The sequence below is a fragment of the Actinoplanes siamensis genome (assembly GCF_016862395.1).
Lineage (GTDB): Bacteria > Actinomycetota > Actinomycetes > Mycobacteriales > Micromonosporaceae > Actinoplanes > Actinoplanes siamensis.
This window is the reverse complement of record NZ_BOMW01000015.1, coordinates 42,084-60,152: the sequence shown is the minus strand read 5'-3', so window position 1 is coordinate 60,152 and position 18,069 is coordinate 42,084. Positions and strand designations below refer to the sequence as shown.

11 protein-coding genes are annotated in these 18,069 nt (G+C 74.9%); 5 read left to right on the top strand and 6 right to left on the bottom strand.

Features of this window, described 5'->3' with window-relative positions; genetic code table 11:
- Nucleotides 1-141: 141 nt before the first annotated feature.
- Both Asi03nite_RS07625 and Asi03nite_RS07620 read right to left on the bottom strand, forming a co-directional pair.
- Complete coding sequence (locus Asi03nite_RS07625; protein WP_203677714.1) at nucleotides 142-5,385, bottom strand: DUF3320 domain-containing protein; 5,244 nt, start codon at nucleotides 5,383-5,385, stop codon at nucleotides 142-144.
- A gap of 64 nt (nucleotides 5,386-5,449) precedes the next feature.
- Nucleotides 5,450-7,018 (bottom strand): methyltransferase domain-containing protein, encoded by a 1,569-nt coding sequence (locus Asi03nite_RS07620; RefSeq protein ID WP_203677713.1) that lies wholly within the window; start codon nucleotides 7,016-7,018, stop codon nucleotides 5,450-5,452.
- A gap of 81 nt (nucleotides 7,019-7,099) precedes the next feature.
- Between Asi03nite_RS07620 and Asi03nite_RS07615 the strand changes: the two genes are divergently transcribed.
- Both Asi03nite_RS07615 and Asi03nite_RS07610 read left to right on the top strand, forming a co-directional pair.
- Nucleotides 7,100-7,696: a helix-turn-helix domain-containing protein gene (locus Asi03nite_RS07615; protein ID WP_203677712.1), complete on the top strand. Its 597-nt coding sequence runs from the start codon at nucleotides 7,100-7,102 to the stop codon at nucleotides 7,694-7,696.
- Between the two features lie 347 nt (nucleotides 7,697-8,043).
- Nucleotides 8,044-8,805: an enoyl-CoA hydratase/isomerase family protein gene (locus Asi03nite_RS07610; protein ID WP_239102520.1), complete on the top strand. Its 762-nt coding sequence runs from the start codon at nucleotides 8,044-8,046 to the stop codon at nucleotides 8,803-8,805.
- Nucleotides 8,806-8,824: 19 nt separating this feature from the next.
- On the opposite strand, the gene Asi03nite_RS07605 is transcribed toward Asi03nite_RS07610, so the two are convergent.
- The 3 genes from Asi03nite_RS07605 to Asi03nite_RS07595 form a co-directional block, all read right to left on the bottom strand.
- Entirely contained in the window at nucleotides 8,825-9,931 is a 1,107-nt protein-coding gene (locus Asi03nite_RS07605) for a sensor histidine kinase (protein WP_239102519.1), read from the bottom strand.
- A 75-nt stretch (nucleotides 9,932-10,006) separates the two neighbouring features.
- Nucleotides 10,007-10,945 (bottom strand): NAD(P)-dependent oxidoreductase, encoded by a 939-nt coding sequence (locus Asi03nite_RS07600; protein WP_203677711.1) that lies wholly within the window; start codon nucleotides 10,943-10,945, stop codon nucleotides 10,007-10,009.
- 54 nt (nucleotides 10,946-10,999) lie between these two features.
- Nucleotides 11,000-13,099 (bottom strand): PhoX family protein, encoded by a 2,100-nt coding sequence (locus Asi03nite_RS07595; RefSeq protein WP_203677710.1) that lies wholly within the window; start codon nucleotides 13,097-13,099, stop codon nucleotides 11,000-11,002.
- Between the two features lie 402 nt (nucleotides 13,100-13,501).
- Here Asi03nite_RS07595 and Asi03nite_RS07590 point away from each other — a divergent pair, with 402 nt between their 5' ends.
- The 3 genes from Asi03nite_RS07590 to Asi03nite_RS07580 are packed head-to-tail and all read left to right on the top strand — an operon-like array spanning nucleotide 13,502 to nucleotide 16,792.
- Nucleotides 13,502-13,642, top strand: a complete 141-nt coding sequence (locus Asi03nite_RS07590; RefSeq protein ID WP_203677709.1) for a hypothetical protein — start codon at nucleotides 13,502-13,504, stop codon at nucleotides 13,640-13,642.
- A 37-nt stretch (nucleotides 13,643-13,679) separates the two neighbouring features.
- The gene (locus tag Asi03nite_RS07585) at nucleotides 13,680-15,116 is read left to right on the top strand and encodes a PAS domain-containing protein (protein ID WP_203677708.1); all 1,437 of its coding nucleotides are present in this window, start codon (nucleotides 13,680-13,682) and stop codon (nucleotides 15,114-15,116) included.
- Nucleotides 15,113-16,792, top strand: coding sequence for a putative bifunctional diguanylate cyclase/phosphodiesterase (locus tag Asi03nite_RS07580; RefSeq protein WP_203677707.1), 1,680 nt, complete (start codon nucleotides 15,113-15,115; stop codon nucleotides 16,790-16,792). The genes Asi03nite_RS07585 and Asi03nite_RS07580 overlap by 4 nt, the downstream gene beginning before the upstream one ends.
- A 215-nt stretch (nucleotides 16,793-17,007) precedes the next feature.
- On the opposite strand, the gene Asi03nite_RS07575 is transcribed toward Asi03nite_RS07580, so the two are convergent.
- Nucleotides 17,008-18,066, bottom strand: a complete 1,059-nt coding sequence (locus Asi03nite_RS07575; RefSeq protein WP_203677706.1) for a hypothetical protein — start codon at nucleotides 18,064-18,066, stop codon at nucleotides 17,008-17,010.
- Between the last annotated feature and the right edge of the window lie 3 nt (nucleotides 18,067-18,069).

The following is an 18,069-nucleotide window of genomic DNA, read 5'->3' as shown; positions in this document are numbered from 1 at the left end:
CCAGCAGGGCGCAGCGAGCCGGGACGGCCCCATGCCCGGCGGCGCGCCGTCGGCGGCGCCTGGGCGCGAGGCGCCGTGGTGAACGACGCGCTGCTGGACGCCCGTTGACGGATCACGCGCTGCCGCACGCGCGGTGGTGGGTCAGTGGCGGGCGGCGCGCTCGGAGGTTTCCAGGCCGACGGTCGCCGTGCCCGCACGCCGTGGCAGCGTCGCCGGGTCCGGCAGGTCCAGCAGGTCCGTCTCCGGCGCGGCGATCAACCCGTTCCGGTGGGCGATCAACCGCCCGCCGGCCACCAGATCGTCCAGCATCGCCGCCAGCCGCGCCGCCCCCGCCTTGCTCGAGCTCCACCCGAACAACCGGGCCGCCGCCGCCAGCAGGTCGTCGCTCTCCACCAGCCCGGCGTCCAGCACCAGGTACTCCAGCGCCAGCTGCAGCTCGGACTCGGCCACCTGCTCCGGCTTGCGGCTCACCCCGTCGCCGGGAACGCGGACCGCCGGGATCGGCGCCTCGGCCGCGGTGACGAACGTGCCGTCGAAGCCGGCGGCCGACGCCGCGATCGCGTCCTCGATGGCCTGCCGGATCGGCTGGGTGACCCGGCTGATGCCCCACGCCTCGCGGATCCGCCGGATCAGCACGGCGATGTGCACCGGGCCCTCCACCTCGGCGATCCTCTCCACGGTACGGATCAGCAGCGCCCGCACCACCTGGTCGTTGACCCGGGCGGCCGGCGGCAGCGGCTCCAGCGTCGCGTGCTGGTAGGGCAGCGCCCACTCGGGCGGCTGCGCCGGGCGGGTGACCAGTTCCAGGTCGGGTTCGGCGAAGACGTCCGGGACGGCGAGGGCGTTCTCGATCGCGGCGCGCAGCCGGCCCTCCTCCTCGGCGCGATCGTGGAACCAGGACACGCTCCAGATCCGGTGCAGGTGCCAGCCGAGGCCGTGCAGCACCTGCTCGTGCAGCCGGTCCCGATCCCGGGCCAGCGGCCGCGCGGCGTACCCGGGGCCGTCGCACTGCACGCCCAGGGCGTACTCGCCGGTGGCCGGCTCGGAGTGCCGTACCCCGATCTCGATCCGGCCCTGCCCCGCGCCCACCTGGCGGGTGACCGCGTACCCCCAGTTCTCGATGACCGCCGCGACCGATGCGGACAGCGGGGTGAGTGCGGGCGCCGGGATCGGCTCCCAGGCGGATTCGAGGTACGCCACGAGCCGCCGCTCCCCCTCGTCGGCCGGCTCCTCGCGGGCGGCCTCGGGGATCGCCGTGACCACCTCCATGCGCTGGCGCGCCCGGGTGATCGCCACGTCCAGCCGGCGCGCGCCCGCCGGACCGCCCGCCGCGGCGAGGTCCGCCCCGGTGGACAGGATGATCACGTCCCGCTCGTCGCCCTGCACCGCGTCCGCCGGTTTGACGAAGAAGCCGGTCAGCGGGTCGTCGCCGAGGAACCGCTCCAGGTCCGGGCGGGCGCCGAGCGCCGTCTCCACCGCGTCCGCGACCGCGTCGGCCTGCCCCGCGGTCAGCGTGACCACGCCCAGGGACAGGGTCGGCCGGGTGGTGAAGTGATGGGCGACCCGCTCGGCGACCAGCGCGGCCTCGACCGGCGCGTCGACCGGCGGCAGCAACTCCAGCCCGAGGTCCGCGCCGGCCCGCTGCGCGCTCGGGAACGTGACCAGCCGGTCCTGGTAGAAGGTGTGGTTGGCGAAGCCGATCAGCGACTCGTGGCGGCTGCGGTAGTGCCGGGTGAGCGCCAGCCGGGTGAACGCGGCGCAGTCGTTTGCGACCACGAGCACCGATGGGTGGCCGCCGGCCGGGGGCAGCTGCGCGTCGTCGCCGATCACGATCAGGGACTCGCCGCGGTAGGCGCAGGCGACCGCGGCGGCCGCCGTCATCCGCGACGCCTCGTCGATGATCACCACGTCGAAGTGCCGGCCGGCCGGCAGGTACCGGCTGACCGCGGCGGGCGGCGCGACGACGCAGGGCTTCAGCGCGACGGCCGCGTCCCAGGTGCGGGCCAACAGCTCCCGGACCGCCAGGTGGCCGTCCTGCTTGACCCCTTCGGCGCGGATCAGCGCCGGCGCCCCGTCGTCGGTGACCGCGGGCCGCCGCGCGTTGAGCGCCTCGATGATCGTCCTGGCGGCGTCCTGGGCCAGGTCGGCGTCGAGCCGGCGGAACTCCTCGACCAGCTCGTTGCGCTCGACCGCGGCCAGCGGCTCCAGCCGGTCGTCGCCGGCGATGACCGCCCCGGCCCAGGCCCGGTAGACGGTCCGCTCGATCACCTGGCCGAGTTTGCCCACCTCGATGCCGTGGTCGGCGCAGTAGTCGACGGCGTTGTCCACGCCGTGTTCGGCGAGCACCTCGCGGGCGGCCAGGTTGTCGAACCACTCACGCTGCCCGGTGTCGTCGTCGCGCAGGTCGCGCAGCAGGTCCCGGGCGGTCTCGGTACGGTCCAGCGTGGTGCCGAGCCGCACCTGCCGGGCCGGCCCGAACGCGTCGATGATCCGCTGCCGGGCCCGCTGCCACCGCTCGATCAGGGCGGACAGATCGACGTCCCGCTCGGACCGCAGCGCCGCGGCCTGTTCCACGGTGAGCGCCGCGTCCGCCCCGGTGCGCAGCGTACGAGCATGCGCCGCCCAGTTCAGGGCCGCCTCGACGGCCCGCAGGTCGGTGTCCCGTCCCCGGTACGTCTCGCCCAGCGCCGCCCGCAGTCCCGGCTCGGCCTCGGCCAGCGCCCGCACCGACTCCACCACCCGCCCGCGCACCGCCGCGATCTCCACCGCGGCGCCCAGGTCCAGCTCCCCGCCCACGATCGCGTCGAGCTGCCCGACCGTCTCGGCGGCCGCGCTCAGCGGACCGACCTGGGCGCGTAGCCAGGCCACGGCGTCCGGCACGGTGCCGAGCCCGAGAACCGGCCGGGCCGCCGCCTCGGGTTCGTCGCGCAGCGTGGCCCGCCAGTGCCGGAACACGTCGCGGGCCTCGGTCACCGTGCGCAGCACCGCACCGTCGCCGCCCCGGTTGCAGACGTAGTCGATGATCGCGGGGAGCGCCTCCGCAGGCGTCACCCGCAGCACCTCGCCGACCGTCTCCAGGGCCCGCCCGATCGCCAGGAAGTCGGTGTCCAGCCGCCGCCAGTAGCGGCCGAGCAGCGCGGCGTGCTGGCGTTCCGCAGCGATCAGGCCCTCGTTGGCGCGCCGCCAGGCGACCGCGAGGGGCAGCTGGGCCACCGCCTCCTCGGCGCTGACGCCCGGCTCGGCGAGCGCGGCCACGGTCTCCTTGTCCCAGCGGTAGCCGGCCAGGAACTTGCGCACGCCGCGGTGTACTGTCGCGAACCGTTCGGCCAGGTCCTCGACCGGCTCGTGCAGCACCGCCTCGGTGAAGAACTCCCGGGCCAGGGCGCGGGCCTCGGCGACCGCCTCGACGTGCCGCCGCAGCCCGCCCGCCGCGGCGTGCACGCTGGCCTGCGCCCCCGGGCCGAACCAGGCCGGCTCCGGCTTGTCCGGGCGGGCGCCCAGCTCGGCGATCACGGTGACCAGCTCGACGTCGGAGAAGTGCAGCACGTCGGGCAGCCCCAGCCGGCCGGTGATCCGGTCCAGGTCGCGCTGCTGGTGCTCCAGCTCGTCGGCGTCCGCGGCGAACCGCCCGGCCAGCGCCTTGGCGGTGGCCGCGGTCAGCGGCGCCAGCTCGACCGCGGGCGGGTCCAGCCGGGGCTGTGCCGGCAGCTCGGCGATGTCCTGCTCGGCGAGCACGGCGGCGGACACCCCGGTGCGGGCCCGGGCCTGCTCCTCGGCCTGCCGCACGTCGGCGGCCAGCCGGGCCAGGGTCTGCGCGGCCTCGTGGACCGGGCGCAGCGAGGCAGCGGTGAGCCAGTGGTCGGCGGCCGCGGCCGGCCGGGCCGCGGCGTGCCTGGCGAGACCGTTCAGAACCGCGGCGTCGACCGGGAGCCGCACGTGGAACGCGGTGGCCAGCGGCCCGAGCGCGTCGGTGGCCGCGGTCAGCGCGTCCAGCGCGAGCTGCGCCTCGTCCAGCGCCCCGGCGAGCGGCTCCTTCTCGATCACCTCGCGCCAGCGGAATCCGCTGCGTTCGGTGGCCGGTCGCCACGCGCCGGCCAGGCGCTCGGCGGCGGTCCGGATGCGGTCCAGGGCGTCCTCGGTCAGGGCGAGGGGCTGCAGGGCCGGGGCGGGACTCTCCGGCACGCCGTCGAGCCGCGACCACCGGCCGACGATCTCGTGCAGGCTGCGCCCGAGCGGTTCGCGGGGCTCGTTGACCGCCTTGGCGTACGCGGTCAGCCGCTCCCGCCGGTCGGCGAGGGTGTGCCGGTCCACCTCGTCCAAGCCGGGCGGCGGCAGCGGCACCGCCTCCAGCGCGGCGGCGAGCGCGGCCGCCACCTGCCGCCGGCCGGCCCGCTGCCCGTGCAGGTCGAGCAGGTAGTTGCCGAGCCCGGCGGCGGCCAACCGACGCTGGACCACGTCGAGCGCGGACGCGGTCTCGGAGACGAACAGCACCCGTTTCCCGGCGTGCGCGAGCGCCCCGATCATGGTGGCCACGGTCTGCGACTTGCCGGTCCCGGGCGGGCCGTCGATCAGGAAGCTGTGCCCGTCCAGCGCGGCCGCCACGCACACCCGCTGGTCCGCGTCGACGTCCAGCAGCAGCGGGATGTCCCGCTCGTCGAGCTGCCCGGCGGGGACCGGCTCGAAGGCCAGGTCGCCGTCCTCGGCCGCCAGGGCCCGCACCACCGGGTGTGCCAGGATCTGCCGCTCGTGCTCGTCCAGGTCCTGCCGGATCGCCTCGGCGGCCAGGTCGAAGCAGGACAGCACGACCGCGTCGGCGACCCGCCAGCCGGGTTTGCCGGCGATCCGCTCGCGCAGCCGGGCGTGGTCGGCGGTGAGCTCGACGCCGTGCTCGCGCAGGCGCCGGGCGAGGGCCGGGTTGAGCACCGGGTCGCCGGTGGCGGCGCGCAGCCGGGGCACGTCGCCGGGGCCGAGCGCGACAAGCTCGACCGGGGTGAGCAGGATCGGGCTGGTGTGCGCCGTGCCGGCCCCGTCCTGCCAGTGCAGCAGGCCGGTGGCCAGGTGCAGGACGTCCTCGCCGCGGTCCACGCTCTGCTGGTGGGCGTGCCGGCGCAGGTGCCGCAGCATCGTCTGCAGGGCGTCGGAGGACAGTTCGGTGGCGAGCCGGCCGGAGCCCTGGCCGAACGCCCAGTCCCGGCCGGTCCGCAGCCGGTCGACGACGGCCGCCGGGCCGGGGCCGGTGATCTCCACGACGCCGGCCCCGGTCCGCGGCAGGTCGATCAGCCGGTCGTCGGCGGCCGGGTCGGTGAGCCCGTCACGCCAGGCCGCGAGCGCGGGGCGGACGTCGTCGTCCGGCCCGGTCCGTCCTTCTGCATCATCCGGCCGCATGAGCCCATTGCAGCAAGGCAACCGATGCCTTGCTGGCGATTCCTCCGAAACACCTCCGCCGTGGTCAGCGTTTGCGGCGAGCGACCAGCACCGCGTCGTGCAGCACGCCGTCCGGGGTCTGGCGGGGGCGCTTCGCCGCGGTCAGCACCTCCCACTCGGCCGGGTCCAACTCGACGGCCAGTTCCTGGGCCGTGAACATCATGTCCGGGAAGTGCATCGGGTGCCGGCCCGCGGCCAGGTCGTCCGGGTGGTGGCCGACGATCAGCAGGGTGCCGCCGAGCGCGACAGCGGCGGCCAGCCGGGGGTACAGCTCTTTGCGCGTGTCCGCGGGCAGGTGCATGAAGTGCGCCGAGACCAGGTCGTACGACCGGTCGGCGGGCGGCTCGGCGCGCAGATCCGCCTGGCTGAACGTGATCCGGTCGGCGAGCCCGGCGGCCGCCGCGTGTCCGGCCGCCCGGAGCAGCGCCACCGAGGAGATGTCGACGCCTGTCACCCGCCAACCGCGCTCGGCCAGCCAGACCGCGTCGGCGCCCTCCCCGCAGCCGACGTCCAGCGCGCGCCCGGCCGGCAGCCCGGCGGCCTCCCCGACCAGCTGCGAGTTCGGTTTGCCGCTCCAGATCGACGGCTTGGCCCGGTACCGCTCCTCCCAGGCCTCCGCCTCGAACATGGTCTCCTGCTGCCGGCGGTACCCGGCGACCGCGTCGCGGGTCTCCTCGGCGACCAGATCCATGTTGATCATCGCAGCGGCGGTCTGGCCGGCCGCGGCGGCGACCGCGACGGTGGCGCCCAGGTCGGTGACGTTGCCGGCCACCCAGACGCCCGGCACCGCCGTGGCGCCGGTCTCCCCGGCCGGGATCCGCAGGCCCATCACGTGCCCGTTCATCTCCATCGGCGCCGGCTCCAGGCCCAGCGACTCGAGGAACGCGGAGCGGGCCACGAACCGCGGGCCGACCGCGATCACCTCCAGGCCGACCACCCGGCCGCCGGCCAGCCGCACGCCGGTGACCCGGTCGCCGTCGGTCTCCACCGCCTCGACCGGCTCGCGCACCACCGGCACGCCGCGCGCGGCGAGCTGCTCGGCCTGCTCGGCGGAGGGCGCCGGGCCGCCGTTGAGCAGGTAGAGCACGTCGTCGCTGAGCTGGCGCCAGAGCTGCGCCTGGTGCAGGCTGAGCGGGCTGGTGACGAGCACCCCGATCCGCTTGTCGCGCAACTCCCAGCCATGGCAGTACGGGCAGTGCGCCACGTCCCGGCCCCACCGCTCGGCCAGCCCGGGGATCTGCGGCAGCTCGTCGACCAGGCCGGTGGTGACCAACAGCCGGCGCCCCCGCACCTGGCCGCCGTCGGCGAGCGTGACCAGGAAATTGTCGCCGTCCCGCTCGGCCTTCTCGGCGGTGCCGGCGCAGAGCTCCCCGCCGTACCCGGCGACCTCGGCCCGGCCCGCCCGGTACAGCTCGGCCGGCGTGACGCTCTCCCGGCCGAGCAGGTTGTGCACGTGGCCGGCCGGCGCGTTGCGCGGGTCACCGCTGTCGATCACCAGGACCGAGCGCCGGGAGCGGGCCAGCGTGACCGCCCCGCCCAGGCCAGCCGCGCCGCCTCCGACCACCAGTACGTCGTACACCCGTTGCTCTTCCACAGTGCTCTCCCTCCGCTTCGGCGCGTCTGTCCCGCCCAGCGTGTCCCCGACGCCGCGAGAGCGGCAAGTATCGTTGCTGTTATGGCAAAAGACCTGGAGGCCGCTCTGGCCGCCGTGGGCCCGCAGCTGCGCGCACTGCGGCACAAGCGCGACATCACGCTGACCCAGCTGGCCGAGACCACAGGCATCTCGGTCAGCACCCTGTCCCGCCTGGAGTCCGGCAGCCGCAGACCCACCCTGGAGCTGCTGCTGCCGCTGGCCGAGGCCTACCAGGTCACCCTGGACGAGCTGGTCGACGCCCCGGAGACCGGCGACCCGCGGATCCGCCAGCGGCCGATCGAGCGCAACGGCCACACCTACGTCCCGCTCACCCGCCGGCCGGGCGGTGTCCAGGCGTTCAAGCAGATCATCCCGCCGACGCCGGCGGACTGCGGTCTGGAACAACAGACCCATGAGGGGTACGAGTGGCTGTACGTCCTCAGCGGACGGGTCCGCCTCCTGCTCGGCGACCACGACATCATCCTGACCGCGGGCGAGGCCGCCGAGTTCGACACCCGGCTGCCGCACCTGGTGCTCAACCCGGGCGACGAGCCGGCCGAGATCCTCAGCCTGTTCGGCCCCCAGGGCGAACGGGTCCACCTCCGGGCCCGCCCCAGACCCACCCCCGGCCCCGCCTGACCGCCGGCGCCGCACCGCACCACCCCGCACCGTCCCCCACACACCACCCCGCACACACCGCCCCACACCGTCCAGCGCCCCCGCACGCGCCACCCCACGCTGTTCGTCGCCCGCACGCACCACCGACCACCGGCGGCGGACGCCGCGCGAGGAACCGGCGGCTCCACCGCGCAGGCGGCTGCGGCCCACCGGCGCCCGCAGCGCACAGGCGGCTGCGGCCCACCGGCGACCTACCGCGGGGAGGACTCCACCCGCCGTATCGGCGAACCAGGACGCGCGACCACGAGCGGCCGGGGGGCCCGGCAGGCGGAAAGCGCCGCCAAGAACCGGGGCATTAAGGTTCGGGTGTGGATCTCTCGGTGACGGTTGCGGACGGGGTGGCGCTGCTGGAGATGCGGCGGCCGCCGGCCAATCACTTCGACGAGGTGCTGATCGGGCAGGTGGTGGACGCGGCGCTGCGGCTCGACGACGATCCGGCGTGCCGGGCGATCCTGCTCGCCTCCGAGGGCAAGCACTTCTGCGCCGGCGCGGACTTCGGCGGCGGGGACTTCGCCGGGGACCAGGTGGACGCCGCGGCGCGGCTCTACCGGCGGGCCGTCGGGCTCTTCGAGGTGCGGACGCCGATCGTCGCGGCCGTGCAGGGCACCGCGGTCGGCGGCGGGCTCGGGCTGGCCTGCGCCGCCGACTTCCGCGTCGCCGAGGCGGGAACGCGGTTCGTCGCGAACTTCGCCCGGCTCGGGTTCCACCAGGGGTTCGGGCTGAGCGTGACGCTGCCCGAGCTGATCGGGCGGCAGAAGGCGACAGACATGATGCTGACCGGCCGGCGGGTCGGCGGCGAGGAGGCGTACCGGATCGGGCTGGCCGACCGGCTCGCCGAGCCGGGCCGGGTCCGGGAGACCGCGCGCGGCCTGGCCCTGGAGATCGCCGCATCCGCGCCGCTGGCGGTCCGGTCGATCCGCGCGACGCTGCGCGGCGAGCTGGCCGGGCGGGTGCGGGCGGCGCTCGACCACGAGCTGGCCGAGCAGAAGGCGCACTGGGCGACCAGGGACGCGGCCGAGGGCATCGCGGCCAGCCTGGCCCGGCGCGACCCGGTGTTCACCGGGGAATAGCGCCCGCCGGGCCGGGCCTTCACGAGGGCTGCCGCGCCGGGAACGTCGCGACCATCGCCACGCCCGGGTCGCGGGACTCGGCGAGCGCCTCGCCGCCGTGCGCCCGGGCCAACTGCCGCACGATCCACAGACCCAGACCCACCCCCTGGTCGCCGCCGACCGCGAACTGCCCGAACAGCGTGTCGCGCAGCTCCTCCGGGACGCCGGGCCCATGGTCGCGCACCTCGACCCGGTCGACGTCGCCGTCCCGGGCGATCCGCACCTCGACCGGCGGCCGGCCGTACCGCAGGGCGTTGGTCAGGAAGTTGATCAGGATCTGCTCGAAGCGCTCCTTGTCCACGTAGAGCCGGGCCGACGGGTCGATCTCCACCCGGATCGGCTCGTCCGGCCGCAGATAGCCGAGCGCCTCCTGGACGAGTTCGAGCGCCGGGTACTCGCGCCGGTCCAGCGTGAGCCGGCCGGAGCTGTCGATGCGCTGCACGTCGAGCAGCGCGTCGGCCAGGCGGTGGATGCGCGCGGCCTGCCGCAGCGCCACGTCCAGCATGTCCGCCGCCACCCCGGTGGCGTCCTCGCGCAGCTCGTCCAGCACGATCTGCACCCCGCTCAGCGGGGACCGCACGTCGTGCGCCAGCGTGTTCATCATCGCGGAGCGCCACCGCTCGACGCGGGCCAGACGTTCCCGGTCGTCGCGCAGGTGGCGGGCCTGCGCCTCGATCAGCAGGCTGACCGAGAGGGTGACCGGCATCAGGATCGCCGCGCTGCTCAGCACCAGTGGCGACTGACCGGTGATGATCAGCGGAAGCAGGTACGCGAGGGTGGCCGGGACGGCGTAGGCGAGCAGGATCCAGCGCGGGAAGTGCAGCGCCGACCAGGCGTAGAGCATCACCAGGAACGGGCCGGTGCCGGCCGCCACCCCGCCGAACGACCAGGTGGACAGGCCGAGCACGGCGAAGCCGGCCAGCCCGATCAGCGCCGGCGCGTTCGGCCGGCTCGGCCGCCACGGGGCCACCATCGTGATCAGCGCGATCACCAGGTCGCAGAACGCCACGACCTGCAGCCGCGCGGCGTGGTCCGGATCGTTGCCGGCGCCCACCAACGCGAGCAGGGCGGCCAGCGCGAAAAGCACGCCGGCCTGCCGGGCCGCGGCCCGCGGTCCGGTGCCCAGCAGTCGAAAAGGTCCGTTCTGTGTTACACAGCCACGCTAGGCGACGCGGTTCCGCAGGGGGCGGCCGTCCCGGAAGGCCGCCAGGTTTTCCGCGATCAGCGCGGGCGCGCCGAGCGGGCGGCCACCGGCGGCGTGCGGCGAGATGATCACGTTCGGCTCGTCCCAGAGGCCGGAGTCCGCGGGCAGCGGCTCGGTCTCGAAGACGTCCAGGGCCGCGCCGGCCAGCCGCCCGGAGCGCAGCGCGGCCAGCAGGGCCGTCTCGTCGAGGGTGCTGCCACGACCGACGTTGATCACCCAGGCGTGCGCCGGCAGAAGATCGAGAACAGCAGACCCGATCAGGTGTACGGTCTCCGCCGTCGCCGGCAGGACCGAGATCAGCACGTCCGCCGTGGGCAGCAGCTCCGGCAGGTCCCCGGCGGTCACCACCGGGAACCCGTGCCGCTGCCCGGCGGTGCGGGCCACCCCGGTGACCCGGGCGCCGAGCGCGGCGAGCAGCGGCGCCAGCGTGCCGGCGATCCCGCCGAAGCCCCAGATCACCACGTGCGCGTCCCGCAGCGTCCGGAACGAGCCGGTGTCCCGCACCGGTTGCAGCCCACCCAGCTCGCCCGCCCAGCGGTGCCCGATCTGCGCCCGGACCAGCAGGTTCAGCCGGCGCGCGGCGGCCAGCGCCAGGGCCAGGGTGTGCTCGGCGACGGTCCGGTCGTGCAACCCCAGGCCGGCGGTGACGGTGACCTCCGGCCCGAAGCCGGCCGCCAGCACCGCGTCCGGGCCGGCGGCCAGCGTCTGCACCCAGCGCAGCCTGGTCAGGCGGCGGGCCGCGTCGGCCAGCTGCCCCGCCGGGTTGCCCCAGACGACCAGCGCCTCGGCGTCGGTGTGCGGCCCGGGGATCGGCTCGCCGGTCGCGTAGACCACGCCGGTGACGCCGGCCGGCAGGGTGATGTCGAGTTCCACGGAGTCGGGCAGCAGGATCTTCATGTGGCCCATTAAAGGGGAGCGGGCCGCGGCGCCGCCGGGCCCGCTCCCCGGGGGTCAGCTGCCGACCGGGCCGCCGTCGGGGCGCCAGGTCACGATCACGGCGGGCTTGGCGTAGCCGCCGTCCGGCCAGACCGAGGCCGGCTTGTCGATGGTGGCGCCGGAGATCTCACCGGGGTGCTGGACCGCGGTGAACACCGACCGCTCGTCGGCGGTGATGAACGGGCCGCAGGTCTCGGCGCCGACCGGCACCGTCAGGAACTGCTTGAGGTGCCCTCGCTCCCGGCCCTCGACCGGCACCGCGAACAGGCCGTCGTTGGTCTGCAGCGTGCTGGGCGCGCCGTCGGTGGAGATCCACAGGTTGCCCGCGCTGTCGAAGGCGACGTTGTCCGGGCAGGAGATGGGTGAGACGGCGCTCTTGTCGTACCCGCCGAAATAGGTGTCGGCGGCGGCCGGGTCACCGCAGACGATCGGCAGCTGCCAGCTGAAGGTGGTGCCGGTGTGGTCGCCGTGGTCCTCGGTGATCTCGAAGATGTGGCCGTGCCTGTTGGCCCGGCGCGGGTTGGCCTCGTCGACCGGCGCGTTGGCGCCGACCCCGCGGTTGGTGTTGTTGGTCATCGCCGCATAGATCTTGCCGGTCCGCGGGCTCGGCTGTACGTCCTCGGGCCGGTCCATCTTGGTCGCGCCGACCGCGTCGCCCGCCTGGCGGGTGAAGGTCAGCACGTCGGCCGCGGTCATCCCGGGGACGTACGACTTGTTGCCGGAGACCAGCTTGATCCACTGGCCCCGGCCGTCGAACCCGCCGTCCGCGGGCAGCTTGCCCGAGCCGTCGATCTCCGCGGCCGGACTGTCGCCGGTGACCTTGGCGACGTAAAGCGTGCCGGACTCCAGCAGCGTCAGGTTGTGCTGGCGGGCCAGCTGCGAGCGGCCCGGCAGGAACTTCTTCTCCGAGACGAACTTGTACAGGTACTCGAACCGCTCGTCGTCGCCCATGTACGCGACGACGTGCCCGCTCCTGGCGACGACGACGTTCGCGCCCTCGTGCTTGAACCGGCCCATCGCGGTGTGCTTGCGCGGGGTGGAGTCGGGGTCGAACGGGTCCACCTCGACGATCCAGCCGAACCGGTTCGCCTCGTTCGGATGCTTGGCCAGGTCGAAGCGTTCCTGCGCGCGGTCCCACTTGCGCGAGCCGCTCGGGTAGCGCGCGGTGGCCGAGATGCCGTACCGGGCCAGCCCCGGCCTCGCGGCCTCGGGCGCCTGATCCGCGCCGACGAAGTACTGGTTGAAGTTCTCCTCGCCGGAGAGCACCGTGCCCCACGGGGTGATGCCGCCGGAGCAGTTGCTCAGGGTGCCGATGACGGTACGGCCACCCGGGTCGGCGGCGGTCCGCAGCGCCTCGGTGCCGGCGGCCGGTCCGGTCAGCTCGAACCTGGTGGCAAGCGCGGTGATTCGGCGGTTGTACGCCAGGTGGCGGCCTTTGACCGGCGTCCACCGGCCGGTGCGGCCGGCCCGCTCGATCTCCACCACGGACAGGCCGTGCGCCGCCATGGCCACCTCGAGCTGCTCGACGGTGAGCGCGTCCGGGCCGGTGAAGCCGGGGAACATCAGCTCCTCGTTGGTGTACTCGTGGTTCACCACGAGCAGCGCCCGGTCGTCGCGACCGGGCAGCGGCAGCACGCCGACGAAGTCGTTGTTGTACCCGAACTGCCGCGACTGGCGCGCCGCGGTCTGCTGCCGCACGTCGAACGCCGGGGCGCCGGCGAGCACCGGGTCGCCCCAGCGGATCACCACGGAGGTCTGGTAGCCGGGCGGGACGGTCACCGCGTCCCGGGTGTTCGGGGCGACCGCCTGGAAGGTGAGGGCGCCGGCCCTGGTACGCCCGGTGCTGAGCGTCTCCGCGACCGGGGCGGCCGCCGCCGCCGGGCTCGCCGCCGCGGCGGCGCCGAAGCCGAGCACCAGGCCGCCGACCGCTCCGGCGCGGATCACGCCACGGCGGCTGAGCTCGGCGCTGACGACGTCTGCGAGGTAGGCGTTGCCGGACCGGTTGGCGACGGGGTGGTCACACGCGTTGCCGCACCGGTAGAGACAGGTCATCGCGTCCCGGCTGCCGCCGCTGTGTCCCAGCATCGGCAGGAGGCGGCGAGGCTTGTCCGTCATGAAGTTCTCCCTCGTGTGGTCCGCTGTGGAAGGCGGGCTCCCGGAGAGTATGGAAGCCGGATACGGCAGCCACCAGATCCGGATGAACGAAGGATGAACGTCGATGTCCGACGCGGATCTCGGAGACACCCCCGCGGGGCCGGCCGGATCCCCGCGGCCGGCACGGAGGGTGCAACCCGGGGCCGGTCCGGAAATCGAGCCCGGGACGGTCATCGTTGTTAACGCTAACAAGACCAGCCCGGTGCCGGGCCGCGTGTTTCACCAGCATGAACATAGACGCCGACCTCTTGAGAGAGTTATCGATGTTTACGTACACATTGCCTAGCTCCCGGCACCGGGAACATCCCCGACATCCAGCCGGTCGACAAGCCGGCGCTCTTCGTCCGGATCGACGGCGCCGCCGTGGTGCTGGACACCGAGGGCACGCCTGTGGTCCGGGTCCCGGCCCGCGGCGGCGTGACCATCCGGACGGCCGCCCACCTGCGCGTGGCCGCGGGCGTGCTCGCCATCGGCCGCACCGGCACGGTGTTCCAGCTCGGTTAACGCTCAGGTCGGCCACCGGGGGCCCGATGAGACGGGGGTGTTCAGCGCCTCTCAGATCACCGAGCAGCCGGTGGCCGCCGACGGCCGGTTCCGGGCCGTCGACGCGAGCTCGCTGGCGTATGTCCAGGTCGACCGTGACGGCCTGATCCAGGACTGGAACCCGGCCGCCGAGCGGCTGTTCGGCTGGCCCCGGGACGAGGTGATCGGCCGTTCCCTGGCCGACACCATCGTCCCCGCCCCGCTGCGCTCCGGGCACAACGCCGGGTTCGCCCGCCGGGTGGCCATGGGTGACGGCCCGGACATCACGCACCGCTTCGAGGTGCCGGCCGTGCACCGGGACGGCTCCGAGCTGAGCATCACGATGAACCTGGACTCGCTGGGCCCGGACGGCTTCTGCGCGTTCATCTCCGACCAGACCGAGTGGCACCAGGCCCGCCAGGAGCTGCAGCGCAGCAACACGCTGGTCACCGCGATCCTGCAGCACACCTCCGCGGTGATCTCGGCCAAGGACCTGGACGGCCGCTACCTGTTCGTCAACGGCGAGTACGAGCGGGTCTTCCAGGTCAGCGCCGGCGACATGGTCGGCCGCGGCGAGGAGGACGTGATGCCGGCCGCGATCGCCGCCGGCAGCCGGGCGCACGACATAGCCGTGACCGGGACCGGCGCCGCCAAGACCGTGCTCGAGCTGCTCCCGTTCGGCGACGACGTCCGGGAGTACGTGGTCACCCGCGTCCCGCTGACCGACCCGGACGGCTCGGTCTACGGCCTGTGCACGATCGCCATCGACGACACCGAACGCCGCCGCAGCGAGGCCGCGCTGGCCGCCGGCGAGGAACGGTTCCGCACCACTGTCAACAACGCGCCCGGGATGCTCTACCAGTTCCGTGTCGAGCCGGACGGCACGTCCGGTTTCACCTTCGTCTCGGACGCCTGCCGCGACCTGTACGGCGTCGAACCGGCCCAGGTGGTCGCCGCCTCCGGCGAGATCATCGAGCGGATCGCCGAGGAGGACCGGCCGTCCTACCTGGACTCCGTCCGGCGGTCGGCGGGCACCCTGGAGCCCTGGGAGTGGCAGGGCATGATCATCCGGCGCGACGGTGAACGGCGCTGGCTGCACGGCGTCGCGCGCCCGCACCGCGAGCCCGGAGGCGCCACCGTCTGGGACGGCATGCTGCTGGACCGGACCCGCGAGCACGCCTGCCGCCGCGACCTGGAGGACCTGGCCGCCCGGGTCGCCAGCCTGTCGTTCACCGCGGCCGGCGACGAGCCGGCCCCCGCGCTGACCGCCCTGGTCGACCCGGTCGACCGGGTACGGGTCGCCGGGCTCTGGGCGACCGTCCGCGCCGGACGGCCCGCCGACGCCGAGTGCGCCGCGGCCGGCGGTGGCCGGCTCTGGGTCCGCCTGCGCCCGCGCCCCGACGGCGACCGGTTCCTGGTCGACGGCGCCTGCTATCGGCTGGGCGGCGGGGCGTGAGCGCGCCGCGCCTGCCCGGCAAGCTCGGTGAGCTGGCCATCCCGACCACTCCGCGGCCGGCCGACACCCCGGTCAGCGAGGTGGAGACGGCGCTGAGCCGCGACGAGCACGTCCCCGGCGTGATCGTGGCGACCGCCGCCGGCCCCCGCCTGATCAGCCGGGGCTCGCTGGACCGGGCCACGGCCGGCCGGCTGGTCCTGCCCCTCACGGTCGGCGACCTCTCACCGGCGGGCTCGCTCACGCTGCCCGCCGACGCGGACATCGACGTGGCGGCCGAGGCCGCCCTGGCCCGCCCAGGCCGCGAACGCGCGGAGCCGGTGCTGGTCACCTGGCCGGACGGCCGCTACGGGATCGCGCCGGTGATGGACCTGCTGACCGCGATGGCCGGCCGGTACGCCAAGCTGTCGCGCACCGACCCGCTCACCGGCCTGCCGAACCGCAGCATGATCACGGCCGAGGGCCAGCGCCGGCTGGACGACGGCCGCCTGGCCGCCGTGCTGCACCTGGGCCTGGACCGATTCCAGGACGCCAACGACGTGCTCGGCCACCACGGCGCGGACACGCTGCTGCACCGGGTCGCTGTCGCGCTGCGGGCCGCCCGCGGCGCCGGCGACCTGGCCGCCCGCCTGGACGGCGACCAGTTCCTGGTGCTGCTCTCCGACCTGCCGGCCGGGCACACCCTGCAGAGCATGGGCCGGCACATCGCGGCCGGCATCCGCGGCCCGCACCAGATCGACGGGCTGCCGATCGGCGTCGAGGTCAGCATCGGCGTCACCCCGGCCGACCACCACGACATCCAGGTCCTGCAGCGCCGGGCCGCCACCGCGATGCGCCGCGCCAAGCAGGAGCGCACCGGCGTGGTCGAGTGGACGGCCGGCCTGGACACCACCCAGCGGGTCGACCTGCGCCAGCTCACCGAGCTGCGCGGCGGCCTGCGCAGCGGGCACCTGCGGCTGCACTACCAGCCGCTGCACGACGCGACCAGCCGCGCGATGAACGGCGTCGAGGCGCTGGTCCGCTGGCAGCATCCGCAGCGCGGCCTGCTCCCACCGGGCCTCTTCCTGCCCGACGCGGAGCGCTCCGACGTGATCCTGGAGTTGACCGACTGGGTGCTGGCCGAGGCGTTGCACCAGGCCGCGCTCTGGCGGCGGGCCGGTCATCACGTGCCGGTGTCGGTGAACCTGCCGGCCGCGTACCTGGCCCAGGACCGCGCGGTCCCGACCATCCTGGCCGTGCTGCGGTTGGAGCGCGTCCCGGCCGACCTGCTCACCGTCGAGATCACCGAGACCGCGGTGCTCACCCACCCGGACGAGGTCGCCGCCCAGCTCGCCGAGCTGCGCCTGCGCGGCGTCCGGGTGGCCATCGACGACTTCGGCACCGGGTACACCTCACTCGGCCTGCTGCCCCGCCTGCCGATCGACGAACTCAAGATCGACCGGTCGTTCGTGGTGCGGATGCACGACTCGCCGGCCCACGCGACGATCATCGACTCGGTCATCGCGATCGCGAAGTCGCTGGGCATGAAGGTGGTCGCGGAGGGCGTCGAGGACGAGCCGACCGCGGCCGACCTGGCCCGGGCCGGTGTCGACCTGCTGCAGGGGTACCACCTGAACCGGCCGGTGCCACCCGAGGCGGTCCCACTGCTGCCGGCCCGGCCGCTGGTCCCGGCCGTCTGATCGCCACCGGTACGGCCGCCGGCCCCGCCCCGCCCAGGGCCGGCGATTCCGCCGCGGCGGCGCGGTACGCCCGTACCGCAATGAGTTCTTCCGTGCCCGCGCCGCCCCTGCCGGTGGCCCGGCACGTCGCCCTGCCGGCTGCGGCCGTCCGCCGTTCCCGGACGCCCCGCGACAGTACGCCGGCCTCCTCCTGCTCCCGGCCGGCGGTGGCGGGCCTACCGCCAGGTCGTCAGGACGAACCGGGTGTCGACCGGCTTGCCCGACGTCCCGCGGCATACGATCCGCAGGTCCGATATCGATCCGACCACGCAGACGGCCGCGCTGTCGTACGCGGTGACCTGGACACTCCCGGTCCGCCCCGGCGTCTGCACCCGCCACCGGCCCACAGCGATCCGGGTGACCACCGTGCCCGCGGCCGGCGCGTACCGGGCCTGCGCGGGCCGGTCGGCCACCACGTGACCGGCCCCGGCGAAGGACACCGCGAACCGCGAGTCCAGCGGCTGCCCGGCGCCGTCCCGGCAGCGCACCCGCACGGCCAGAGCACGCCCGTCCGGATAGGCGGACCAGCGCTGCACCCCGCAGACCGCCGGCGCCTCCCCGACCGCGACGACCTGCGCCGCGCCCCCGGACACCCCCTCCTGACGACCGAAATAGACCACATAGGACCCGATGTCCTCCCGGTCCGCCGAGTTCACGCCCCCGCGCGCCGAGTTGTGGCTGTACGGGTCGTCGATCGTCTGGCTGTTGCGTCCCGGATCCCCGAGCCGCAGATAGGCCAGGGCGCCCTCCCCGCGATACCGGTACCGGACCGCGAACCCGCTGTCCGCCGCCGCCCCCGCCCGGTCGAAGCAGGTCACCTCCACCTGCTCGTCGTGCCCGCGGGGGCGCCACTCCGGGAGTGTGCAGATCCGGTCATCACCGGTCACCGGGGTGATCTCCGCGAGGCCGCCGTCCCGGCCGATCCCGCCGAACGTGACCCGGTACCGCCCGGTCCCGGCCCGCTCGACGCGATTCGCGGCGCCAGCCGCATTGCACTGCACGGCCGGTTCGTACCGTTTCTCGCCGGGCCGGTCGGCGACCACGTACCCCGACCCGTCGGCGCACGACGACTCGCGCCGCACCGGCTGCGGCCGGGTCGCCCACGTCACCGCCATGACCAGGATCGGCAGCACTCCGCCCAGCACCGCCACCAGCGCGACCAGCCCGCTGATCCGCGGCTCGGACGGCGCGGGCCGGGCCGGGGCCGGGGCGAGCCAGTCGCCGACCGCGGTCATCGC